At 29.4% G+C, this 12,684-nt stretch carries 9 protein-coding genes; all 9 read right to left on the minus strand.

What is annotated here, in order from left to right; genetic code table 4:
• Positions 1 to 84 precede the first annotated feature (84 nt).
• Positions 85 to 1,296, minus strand: coding sequence for a hypothetical protein (locus ACJA23_RS03175; RefSeq protein ID WP_406613921.1), 1,212 nt, complete (start codon positions 1,294 to 1,296; stop codon positions 85 to 87).
• A complete protein-coding gene (locus ACJA23_RS03180; RefSeq protein ID WP_406613923.1) occupies positions 1,296 to 2,501 on the minus strand; it encodes an ABC transporter ATP-binding protein in 1,206 nt (401 codons plus the stop codon). The genes ACJA23_RS03175 and ACJA23_RS03180 overlap by 1 nt, the downstream gene beginning before the upstream one ends.
• 3 nt (positions 2,502 to 2,504) lie before the next feature.
• A complete protein-coding gene (locus tag ACJA23_RS03185) occupies positions 2,505 to 3,560 on the minus strand; it encodes a sugar ABC transporter permease (protein WP_406613925.1) in 1,056 nt (351 codons plus the stop codon).
• Between the two features lie 2 nt (positions 3,561 to 3,562).
• Positions 3,563 to 6,739, minus strand: a complete 3,177-nt coding sequence (locus ACJA23_RS03190) for an ABC transporter permease subunit (protein ID WP_406613928.1) — start codon at positions 6,737 to 6,739, stop codon at positions 3,563 to 3,565.
• Between the two features lie 3 nt (positions 6,740 to 6,742).
• Positions 6,743 to 7,270 carry a hypothetical protein gene (locus ACJA23_RS03195; protein WP_406613930.1) on the minus strand — a complete coding sequence of 176 codons (528 nt, stop codon included), beginning with the start codon at positions 7,268 to 7,270 and terminating at the stop codon, positions 6,743 to 6,745.
• 15 nt (positions 7,271 to 7,285) lie between these two features.
• Entirely contained in the window at positions 7,286 to 9,919 is a 2,634-nt protein-coding gene (locus ACJA23_RS03200; RefSeq protein WP_406613932.1) for a hypothetical protein, read from the minus strand.
• 18 nt (positions 9,920 to 9,937) lie between these two features.
• Positions 9,938 to 10,387 (minus strand): hypothetical protein, encoded by a 450-nt coding sequence (locus ACJA23_RS03205; RefSeq protein ID WP_406613934.1) that lies wholly within the window; start codon positions 10,385 to 10,387, stop codon positions 9,938 to 9,940.
• Between the two features lie 404 nt (positions 10,388 to 10,791).
• Positions 10,792 to 11,556, minus strand: coding sequence for a hypothetical protein (locus ACJA23_RS03210; protein WP_406613936.1), 765 nt, complete (start codon positions 11,554 to 11,556; stop codon positions 10,792 to 10,794).
• 3 nt (positions 11,557 to 11,559) lie between these two features.
• On the minus strand, positions 11,560 to 12,633 hold the full coding sequence (locus ACJA23_RS03215; protein ID WP_406613938.1) for a hypothetical protein: 1,074 nt from the start codon (positions 12,631 to 12,633) through the stop codon (positions 11,560 to 11,562).
• Positions 12,634 to 12,684 lie beyond the last annotated feature (51 nt).

Below are 12,684 nucleotides of genomic sequence, written 5' to 3' on the forward strand. Positions count from 1 at the left end.
TAATTATATATTTTTTATTTATATTAAAAAATGGGAATTTTTACACAAAATAAAAAATGCCAGCTATTTTGCTGACATTTAAAGCTATTCTTTAGTACTGTGTGAAATGTTGATAAAATCAACAGCCATTTTAGATAATTTAGTATCTGGTGTTTTGTGTTTAGGGGTAAATTCAACTTCTAATTGATCCATTTCTAAAGCTAAACGCTCTAAATTTTGTCTTTCAATTGAATTAGAAGTATGATCTTGGTAACTATCTAGAATATCTTGAATTTGTTTTACTAAATCTTTAGTATCAACAAATTTTTGAGCTAAAACTACTGAATTATCAAGGTATCCATAACGTTTTTTAGCTTGAACTGATGTAATGCAAATTACTAGTGATAAACCTAGAGTAATTCATAATCCTCAATAACTAATGTGTAATGGATTTTTGACGATGTTTGGAAATTCTTCTACAACAGTAATTGATAATCCTGCTTTAACTTCCACAACTTCTTTTCTAACTTTTCCATCAACAAATTCAGTTATTCCTGGTTGAAGAGAAATTAAGAAGAAAGTTAGAATAAATGAAGCTACACAGAAGAAAATAATTCATTTGTAAATTTTATTTCCGTTTCTTGTTCCTTTGAATAATCAGTATAAAACAATTATTTGTAAGATTGTAGCCATCATATAGAAGCTTAAAATAGTTGAACTTAAACCGTTAAAAATTGGATGAATAGCAACAGTTTTAGGCACAAAATCTAAAGTAGCATCTAAGTATGTGTTAATAAATTGACCAATTAAAGTAATTTGTTGTGGTGTGTATGATTGGTAATTTGCAATTCATTTTTGAATAGTAGCAGCATCTCCACTAATTACTTTGTTTGTAATATCTCTAAGTTCAAATAGGAATAGTTTTTGACCAGATTGTAAATTTAAAACTGTTTTAGCATTAATAGCTGCTGTATCAGTTTTTTGTAAAAGAAGTTTAACAACTGGAGTATCTGCACTTATAAAAGTGTAGGAACTAGCAAATTTAAATTCACCTCTGATAACTCCACCGAAAGTGTTTTCTGAACTAAAAGTTGCTTTATTTAGTACGAAATTGTAATCTTCTGTAGCGTATGTTTTGTAAATGATAATGTAGTAGATAAAGAAACCAACACATGCTGCAATAAGTATTAAAGATAAAATTGATAAAAATTTTCTTTGTAAATACTTTCCTGAAGCAAGTCTGTTTGATAATTTGTAATTTAAGTTGGCAAATAATGAAGTTTCATTAAGTGCACTAGAATTGTGATTGTTTGACATTAGTTCATTCTAACTTCAGTTTCTTTATCAAAAATGTGCATTCTGTTTGAAACAAATGATACATAAACTTCGCTATATAACTCATATTCAACATCATTTGGAGCGTTAATAATTACTTCAAGGTTTTCACCTAAAGCAACAGCAATTAGCTGATCTTTACCAATTAGCTCGATGTTTGAAATTCTACCACTGATTGCTTTATCAGTTTTTTCTTTTGAAATTTTGATATCTTCACTTCTAAATCCAACTACTACTTTTTGGTCTTCTTTTAAGTTAGTAGTAAATTCTTCATCAACATCTAAAGTTACATTAGCAACTAATGAAGTAACCTTTTTGTTTGAATATACAGCATCAAAAGTATTCATTGTCGGTGAACCGATAAATTTAGCAACGAAAATATTAGCTGGTTTAAAGTATAATTCACGACCTGTACCATTTTGTTGAATTTGACCATCGTTAAAGACAATAATTTGATTACCCATTGTCATAGCTTCTAACTGGTCGTGTGTAACATAAATACTTGTTGTGTTTAACATTCTATGAATGTTAACAATTTCACGACGCATGCTTTCACGTAATTTAGCATCTAGGTTTGATAGTGGCTCATCCATTAAGAAAACTAATGGTTTACGAGCAATCGCACGTCCAATAGCTACACGCTGACGTTGTCCACCTGATAAGTCTCTTGGTTTTCTATATAGATACTCATCAATTCTTAAAATTTTAGCAACATCTTTGACACGTCTATCAATGATATCTTTACGTTCTTTAGCAATTTTTAAACCAAATGAAATGTTGTTGTATACGTTCATGTGAGGATATAGAGCGTATGATTGGAACACCATAGCAATATTACGTTCATTTGGTAGTAAGTTGTTGTAACGTTTTCCGTTAAATAATAAGTCACCTTTTGTAATTGAGTTTAATCCAGCAATCATTCTAAGTAAAGTAGTTTTACCACAACCTGAAGGTCCTAAAAAGATACAGAAAGTTCCTGGCTTAATTTCTAAGTTAATGTCTTTTAATGTATATTTTTCATTACCTTCGTATTTTTTAGAAATATTAACTAACTTAATATGAGCACCTTGTGCTGTTTGTGAAACTGAACCTACTTCTGAAACTAATTTATCTAAATCGATAGTTTCAAAACCATCTTCAATATCAACATTTAGTTCGTTATTTAATTCATAATCATTTTTGAACATAAATTATCCTTTCACCGCACCGTCGCTTAATCCACCAATGATGTATCTTTGTAAGTACATAAATAACACAAAGGCTGGTAAAGAAGCAAGAAGCGTACCCATTGTATATGCACCTGCTTGAATGTCTTGTTGGTTGCTTAAAAATAGTTGTAAACCAGTAGCAAGTGTTTTATCTTGTTGATTTGGTAAAACTAATGAAGGTAGTAAAACATCTGTAAATGGAATTAAGAATGATCATAGTGCTACCATAATTAGTGCTGGACGAATAACTGGTAATAAGATTTTGAAAAATAGTCCTCAGTTATTACATCCATCGATTTTAGCTGAGTCGTCTAACTCTGCAGAAACTGTATCTAGGTAACTTTTAACCATAAAGGTATTACCTGCAATTGCTCCACCTGAATAAATTAACACTAACATAATAATTGGTGAAACATTAATGTCAGTTCCTAATTGCACAATGATATATAGCACAATAAGTGATGAAGTTGCTGGAATCATTTGAATTAACATAATGATTGTTAAGGAGTGTTTTGAACCAGCGAATTTAAAACGAGAGTATGCGTAAGCATTTAAGGCAACAACTGTTGTTGAGATAATAGCTGTAAATCCAGCAATGTAAAGAGTGTTTAAGTATCAATCTGAAAAGTATGAACGAGTTTGAGCATCAAAGATATAAGTTTGACCACTAAAATTAAACAAGCTTGCGTTATTTTGTTTTAGAATTTGTAGTTGCTCTGGTGATAGAGCTGCTACATTTTTATATTTGAATAAGTAAAATAAGTTATCAAATCCAAATTTAAAAGGAGTAACTGTTGCAACACGAGGGTTGTTAACGTTAAATGAAGCAATAAATAATGAAACTACTGGAAATAGTATGATTATCGCTCAAAAAATTAGTAATAGATAGTTAAATGCTAATCAAAATAGTTCTGGTGTTGTTGGCGGTTTGCTATCTGATTCATTAAAATGAAGACGCTTTTTATTGAGTTTATTTGGATCGACTTTGATGCTATTAAAAGTTTTTGAATAAATTTTATTTTTAAATAAATTTAGCATTTTTAATCTCTCCTTGACATTGTTTTGATAAATCCTTTTAGTGCAATTCCAATACTGAAGATAGATGCAAGTGTTGCAAGCGCAGCACCAAATGCTTGGTTACCTTCAAATTGAACACCGTTAGGGTTAGATAATTTATAAACTCATGAAACGATAATATCAGTAGATCCTTCACCAAATGGTGTAGGGTTAGCGTAGTTAGGACCACCACCGTTAAATAGGTAAATAGTTGTAAAGTTGTTAAATGCACCAACAAATAGTCCAATTAACATTGGTGAAATTGATAATAATAGCGATGGAAGAGTTAAGTATCAAAATAGATGTTTACCTTTTGCTCCATCGACTGAACCAGCTTCGTAAATATCTTTTGGTATAGATTGTAAGTTACCAGTTACAAGCATGAAAATTCATGCGTATCCGATTCATGTTTGAACCACGATTAACAGTGCTCTAGTTCATTGAATATCGTTTAATCAAGATTTTGGATTTAATCCAAATAACTGGAATAAGATGGTGTTAATATAACCTGTTTCTCCAGCTGCAAACATTGATTTAATAAATCCAACTGTAACAAAGACAGGAATTGCTCATGGTAAGATGAAGATAATTCTAAAGATTTTTCTTCCTACAATTCTGCTGTTATTAGTTAAAATAGCAACTAAAATCCCTAGACCAATTGGAATTAATGTAGAAGTAATAGTTCAAATAAATGTTCAAGTTAAAACGTTTGAAATAGATCCTAGTAAGTTAGCATCTCTTAAAGTTCATCATCTCCCTCATTGTTCTAAACCAACTCAATCAACCGTTTTGTTTGGTGGTATGTGGTTAAATCCAATGTTAGTAAATGAAAGTAAAACAGAAGTAATAACAGGCGCTACAATAACGAAAATCATTAAAACTCAACCCACAATAGAAATCATTCATGGAAATCCAGAAGTTTGCAATCATCTACGTGAGTGACTTCAACGACTTGGACGATTTCCGTAGTATAAAGCTTTCGACACACGATAGGCGTTAATTGATGAAACAGTAAAGTAAATCAACATAAACGAAAGCAGAATGACTGAAATAACACTTCCAAGTAAGTAATACCTAGCATCTTTATTATGGCTAGCTCCTAAATCAGAAGCTCCGAAAATTCCATTCATTTGGTCACCATAGTATCCTAAAATAAATGGTAAAAAGACAATGTAATTAAAGGCTGTAAATAATAACAATAAAGCACCTTTAAAGTATTGTTTGAAGAATAATACTTCTGGTAATCCAGGGAAAAAGAAACCTAAAAGTCATGTGAAACGTTTGACATTTAATGAAGTTTCAACTGGAATTGATTTTTGAGCTTCGTTGATTTTACTATCAAAGATTTTCTTGTTAATTTTTCTTTCAGCTAGTTGTCTAATAAATGAAGTTTTTAATGTTTCTTTATTTTTTAGTACTTTTGAACTTAATTTTAATTCGTATTTAGCTTCTTTTTTAGCAATTCTAATTTCAACTAGTCTATTTTTGTAAGCTTGTTTTGAAATTTCTCTGTTTTGTAGTTTAGTTTTAAGTGTTTGTAGATCACTTAAATACTTAGCTTTAATTTCTTTTAAAACTTGAGCAACATATAATTTTTCACCATACACTTTTGAGGCATTTGATGAAATTGCACGGAATTGTTCAAGATATTCTTTGTCTAATTCTTTAGCTTCTTCAGCTGAAACACCTGATTTTTTAGTCTCAAAAGTTTGTTTTAAGTCAGCTAATTTTTGATCAGTTACTTCTTTTGGTTCGCTTGGAGTATAAAGTTTTAATAATTCATACTTAGCTAAAACTCTTTCTTGTAAAAACTTATTTCTAGTTAAATAAGCATCTTTTGCTCAGTTTTTGTATGCATCAGAAACTTCTAACTTAAATTCGCTTTCATAACTATAAGACTTGTAAGTAGCTGCTAAAAGTTCATTGTATTTAGCAATTGTCACTGATTTAGCTTCACTTTTAACATGATAGATATTGATGGCTGAAAAGTAGTGTTTGTAAGCTAATTTAACTAATTTATGGGAACTTTCATTTATAAATGCATCGGTTTTAGATTTTAATGTATTTAATGCTTCACTAGTTTCTAACTTACTTAAAGCTTCAAAATCTAATTCTGGTACTGATACTTCTTGTTCTATTAAAAAGGCATAAAAGTCTTTGTATAACTTAACCATTGCTTTTTGTTTTTGAGCATAAATAGCTTGTTTTTTACCTGATTTTAGTGTTTTTCTAGCTAAAGCAGCATTTTCATAAATTTTGTCAATTTTAGCTTTATTTTTTCTTTCAGCAGCCAAAATTTGTTCTTTGTGTTCTTCAACTTTTAATAAAGCTTGACGCTTGTATTCATTAGCATTTAATGCGGCTTGTTCTCTTTTTTGGTTGTATTCACCTTCGATTTCTAATAAACGCTTGTTAGCACTTAAAATGATGTTTTGACGCTCTTTTAAGTAAAGTTCTTTTTGTAAAGCTACAGTGCTTTGGTATTTTCTTTGTAATTCTCTACGTTTGTTTAGTAGTGAAATACGTCTAGATTCAATTTTTACGTACAAGCTTTTTACATAAAGATTTTTATTTTCTAAAGTATCTAATAGTTTAATTTCAAATGGATCTAGTAAATGGTTGATTTTACTTAAATCAAAATCACGATCACTAAAGTTATTTGTATAAACTAAAATTGTACGGTACAAGCAGTAAATTTTAGCAATTTCTGCATCTGTTTTATTGGTTTTTTCTTTTAATTGTTCAATGTTTCTTAGTTTGTCTTCTAAGCTGTCACCTAAGTTTTTAAGTGAAATGACAAAATCTTCAACATATTTTTTATTGTACTTTTTCTTAGCTTGAAGTTTTTTTAGTTCAAACTTTAATAAGCTTTGAATACTTTCAACATAAACTAATTTTGCTACTGAGTCTTTTAAAACCTTTAACTTATTTTTATAAGCGATTTTAAAACTAGCAAGTTCACGTTTTAAATTGTCTTCAATTTTATTACGTGCACGTAAGAATAAGTCCTTGTCAATATTGTTTCGAGTTTTGATATTATCAGTTAAGCGATTAAATACATTGTTTACTTGCTTTTTGTAAGCTTTTAATGTGTCAACCGACTCAGGTAATTTACTTTCAAACTCTTCACCGTATCAATTGTACAGTTTCAGTTTTTCCATTCATTACCTCGCTTTCCCAATATGTATTTTGTATCATTCGTAATAATGTGCTTTTCGTTGCACATAATATTGAAATAGGTTAATTAGTAGCGCTAAAACCATTAATGAAGATAAACCAGTAATCAGACCACCAATTCCTAAGGCAATAGGTACATGTCTTTCAGTTCCTTGATAAAACGGCATAGCGATTAAAGTAACAAAGATAATAATTCAACTTACATAAAACCCATATCCAACTGTTAATCGATGGCGAGCCATAGTAATATAAAACAGGAAGAATAATAAGGTAAATGAGTTAGCAATATACGATAGAAATGCAGCTAATTTACCACTAGCTATAATTTCGTATTTTGCCTGTTCTTTGTTTTGATTTTGACTAGCGTTAGCTAGTTTTTCAATGAATTGCTCATCAAATCCGACTGTGTAAGGGATGGCAATTCAAACAATTAATACTAATGAAAGAACGGCTAAAATAGCTACATAACTATAAAAAGCTCTTTTTGATATATTCTGTTTATATTTTTGATACACAATAGTTAAATTATATTATTTAGAACCGAATTGAATAGTAAATGAGTTTGGATTTTTTAGTGGAGCTAAGCTTAATTGCATTGTGCTACTTAATTGTGCTTTAACTGCTTTAATAAATTCTTCTTCTGAATTTGTACTTGAAACAATGCTTTTGAAGAATTCTAAGTTACCAAATGTTTTTTCATTTCATGTTGATCAAACAGCACCAAATTGTGGGTTAGATGTTCCTGGACGTTTTGGTAATGTTTCGAAAATACCTGTTCCACCTTGTGCGTATGATTTATCACTTGTTACAGCACTTAAAATATCTTTAATAACACTTGTTGTTTCTGATGAGTTAAATAATTTAGCAACATCTGAGTAGCTTAAGTTTGATGGTGTTCCATCTTGTTTTTGCATTTTAGCACTATCTAAAGCTAAAACGTTCATTCTTCTTAATAATCCGTTGTTTAAGAATTCGTAGTACATTAATTTAACAGCTTTTTCAATTTTGTCAGCTGATGGCATTGTTTTAGCAATTAAACCAAATACTTTTTTAGCGTTTGCGATAGCTGTTGCAATTTGAGCATCCATTTTTTCTTTAGCTTTTGCAGCTACAGCTTGATCACTGCTTAATAATTGGTCTAATAATTCTAGGTTTCCATTTACGAAGTTGTCATTTCCATCTCCGTTATATCCTAAAATAGCACTTTCAAGTCTTCTAACGTGAATTGCTTGTCCGTCAAATAATTGTTTTACTAAAGCTCTGTCTTCTTCGTTAGCGATTGAAGATTCTTTAAACATATTGTCAGCAACTAAACCATCTTTTAATAATGAGTTATTGATTTTTCAACCTTGATTTGGATCTTCTAACCCTTTAAGTGATGTGTTAAATAAGTAAGCTAATGCATTTCTTACAGGAGCAGCATCTTGGATTAATGATTTGTATCTAGTTAATGTTTCAGCTGGAATTTGGCTGTTTAAGTTTGCTTCTCAAAGTGATTTTAAGTTTAATCCTGCTTCACTTAAAACATTATCACCTTCAACAGCTTTAGTTCAACCTTCTCCTCTTCATTCTTTACTTGCGTTGCTTAAAGGTTGTACTAATTCATCATATTTAGCTTTTAAAGCGTCTACTGTAGCATATCCTAAATCTTTAGCTGTTGAAACTAATTCTGTATTTGAGTTTTGTGAACTTCTATCAATAGCTGTTCTTAATTTGTCTTGAATTGATTTGAAAATGTTAATTTTTGAATCAGATAAGAAGTATTGGTATGAAGCGTTAGGTGAGTAAATTGATAATAATCAGTTAATTAGTGCTAATTTACGTGAGTCTGAAGCTTTTGTGTTTTGGTCATTTTTAACAATTCCTCATGATCATGATCCTGGACTTTGTAAGTATTTTGTTCCATCTACAACTTCTGGAAGTGTGAAGATAGTTTTTACTCCACCTTTAGTAATAGCATTTCTTAATTCTCAAGTTCCTGCCATACCAAAGTCTAAACGACCTTCTTTAAATAATTGGAAGATTGTGTTTAAGTAAGTTCCACCATCTGAGTTCATAGCAGCTTCAAGTGTTCCTTGTTGAATACCTTTTTGACCTCAAACTGTTGATTTGTATTGTTCTGCTGAATCTTTAAAAGCAGCTTTTCAGAATGGGTAAACTAATTTAGCGTTGTTAGCTGTAGCTTCACCGAATTTTTCAGCATATTGGTTACCTTGGATTCATCCTGATGAAGGTTGTGCAGTATCTCAGTAAACTAGTTTTTCAATAATACGTGTAGTTTCTAAACTGTTTGCTTGTGCTACATTTCCATCAGCTTTTGCTTTAGCAATTAATTGATCTGTATAAGGTGAAGTAACACCACCAACAACTCCTAAACCAAATCAGAAGTTTTGTGTATATCAAAGAGCTTTTCCAGCTTTTGCTAACTCAACCATTGAGTTTGTTTCTGAGTTATTAAGAATTTTTAAGGCTTCTTCTTTTTCTTTAGGTGAAATCATGAAGATACCTTCAACGTTGTGTTGTAAAGCTAAAATTTCAATTGTTCTTTTTTCAGGATCTTTTGCTAATGAACCTGTGTAAGCACCAAACTTAATTAATGGGTCAATTTCATCTCTAGATAAACCTAATGATAATTGTAAGTAGTCAAAAATTGTTTTCTTTTCATTAGTTCTGAAAGCATCTAAGTCAATTGCTTGGTTAGCTGTTGCTAAGTTGGTAATTCTATCCCCTGGAGCGTAGAAAATGTCAGCTACTTGTGGGTCATTTAAGTTAATATTAGCCATTGTATCTAAAGCATCAAATACACCTTTGTCAATAAATCTAATTTTGTATCCGTCTTTAAATGACTGTGATTTTTTGAACTCTTTTAAAGCAGCGTAGAATGCATCTGTTTGAACTGCGTCTCTGAAAAATTTAATTGTTTTTTCAGCTGGGTAATTGTTTGGTGCAATAGCATCAGCTACTTCAGATTCTTTTGTAGGTTGTAATTCAATTGTTTGATCCTTAAATAATAAAACGTTTGAATTTCCAGTTGAATCTGATGAAGAAGATGAAGATGAGCTTCCATTTGTGTTAGTGTCTTCATTACCACATGAAACTAAAAATGTAGTAGGTGCTATAACAGTTGCAGCAGCTAATAATGAAGTAGTTAGTTTTTTATTCATAATTATCCTCTCATGGAGCTATTCGAACGCTAATTCATTTTTGTGATAAGCAGCAATACAACATAAAATTGCTACTGGTGAAATAAAAAGTATTGAACTTAGTGTCGCTAAAATCGGAATTCATTTATTAAATTCGGTCTTTGACAGAATGTAATAAATGTGAATTGCTAAGGTTAAATTCATCAATTCCAAAACAACAACCAAAGTAACAAATACTTTTAGAAACATCTCTTGTTGAAGTGTCTTGATAAAAATGCTTGTGCTTATAATTCCAGCATTATGCTCTTTCATAGTTAGTAGCATAAATGGTAGGTAAATCGTACAAGCTAATAAGAGTAAATTGTTAAACAATAAAAACATATATTCAACAATTTTTGGTTTATTTTTTCTCTCTAGTGGTAATTTACCAAGAAATAGTCAACGTATTTTAGTTCGAAATGGTATTTTTTGAAATTGTATTTTTTTCATAACTCCTACTTTTATTTTATTTTATATATGTTATTTAGTCATAAAGCGCTATTTTATCTTGACAATAGTTTTGAGCTAATCACTTGAACAGACAAGCGCTTTTTTAAGCATTTTGCTTAAATTTTATAACGAAAAACCCTTAAAAACGTCATTTTTTAGCATTTTTTGTTTAATTGCTTTGGTATAGGTGTAAAAAGTCAAATGTGGAAATATTTCCACATTTTTATTTTGCTATTTTTTAACTTTAATTTCATTGTTAAAAAATGGCTTTAAATTTAAGATCAAAAATCAAAAAATCAATAACACAAGCATTGATTAAACCTATTTTTTAAAATTAAAAAACTTAACCCATAATTTAAGGTTAAGTTTTGATTAGTCGCAAAATACTGCGACTTTTTTTATAATTATTTGTTTATATTATCTACGTTATCATTTACTAATTTTGATTCATCAAAATTTTGATTTTCCATTTCAGCTTTTAGTTCTAATTCACGTTTTGCTAAAATTTTCTTATATATAAATTTTTTATAAATGATAAACAGTATATTTGCCACAAATAGAATTATTAAAATCACTAAAACAACAAAACCTAAAGTTTGTCTCGTTGTTTGAGCAGTTGTTAAATTACTAGTTACTAAATTTAAAGCATCTTCAAATTGATTAGCTAATGAAATAGCTTTAAAAACATTATCAATTTTACCTGTTGCTGTGTTTTCAACTGGAACTTTTGCAGTTGATAAACCTTGATAAATTACTTTGCCGCTTGGAGAAGTAGTTTTTAAGACAAAGTTTTTATCAGTTGCTTTTTTAAATAAAGCAGTTAAATTTTGTTTTTGGGCAGCTGTAGCTTTTTGATATGATTCACTTTTTAAAACTGAATCATATTTTTTGATTAAAACATTTAAGTGATTATATCCCACACTTAATTGATTAATATCATTAGTTATTTCTTGTAGTTTATTTATGGTTTTGGCTTGATCTAATAGTTTCATAAATTCATCTTTAACCAGTGGAGCTAAAACTAAATTATTTTCTAATGAAACTAATTGCTTTTGTTTTGAATTATCTACTGATGTTTGTTCACAACTTACAGTTGCAACTAAAACGCTGGTACTACCTGCTAAAACAGTACTGTTTAGAAATCAAAGTTTTATTTTTTTATTAATCATAAATTAAACAAATTCTGGATTTAATTCTGGATAATGTGTTTTAATATATCATTCAGCAAGTCTAAGCATAAAGTAAATTGTTAAAGCTTTATCTTGATCAGTAAGACTGAATTGACTTCTATAAAGTTCAACGAATTTTTCAAACTTTTCGTTCACTTCTTTTAGTTGTTTTGATATAACAATAGAATATAGTATGACACTAATAGTTGAATATCTAAGTTCTGATTCACTTATATCTCCTGGATCAGCTACAAATAATGGGTCACTAATACCTTTTTTACAAATTTCATCTATATATGGTAGATCAATATCTTTAGCAAATAAAGTTACAAACTCAATAGCTATATCATATAACCTGAAAGCTTTTCAAGATCTTTTTTCTTTTTCAATTATAGCGGCAAAATACTCATCTTCATTTTTATAAATACCATTATTAATATATGGTAAGAGACTTTTTTCATAAGGACCTACATAAGTAAATAATAAGTTAGAAAAGAAAGGTTTTTTCTCTTTTTTAAGTCACTCTTGCCTTTCCTTATCTGGTTTAATTTCTCAATCATTAAAATGTTTGTTTGCAGGTTTATTTTTTTCTTCTACAGGAATATATCTAGGTTCTTCTGGTCTATTTGGATCATAGTAACCAAAAAAAGTAGCTTTATCCAAATCTTTTTTATCTAATGAATAAATAATAGAAACATGTGACAATGCTGTTTTTAATGCTTCTTTAACCTGAGATTCTGATTGTGTGATTTTCGAAGCTTTAATTTGATCATATTTTGGAAAAGTAAAGTTGTCATCGAACTTAACAACATAAATAACAAATTCAATCTCACAATGTTCAATTGAATAATCAGTACGTTCAATAAACGTAAATGATACTTGGTATTTGCCTTTATTTTCTTCAGTTAATTTGGTGTGGTGATATGTTGAGCATATTTTAGCAGCAGCTTCTAAAATATCTTTTTGTTTGTAGTTTGTTTTACCTTCTTTTTTTAAAAACTCTTCTCCCAATTCTTGATATTTTAATCAATCTTGCTTATCAGTTTTGAATGATTTAAATTTTTTAGTAATTGTCATTAATAACTCCTTGCGCTAGTAATTTAATTATATTAAATTAAACTTTTAATT

Origin of the sequence: Mycoplasma corogypsi (assembly GCF_045276875.1) — a bacterium.
GTDB lineage: Bacteria > Bacillota_I > Bacilli_A > Mycoplasmatales > Metamycoplasmataceae > Mycoplasmopsis > Mycoplasmopsis corogypsi.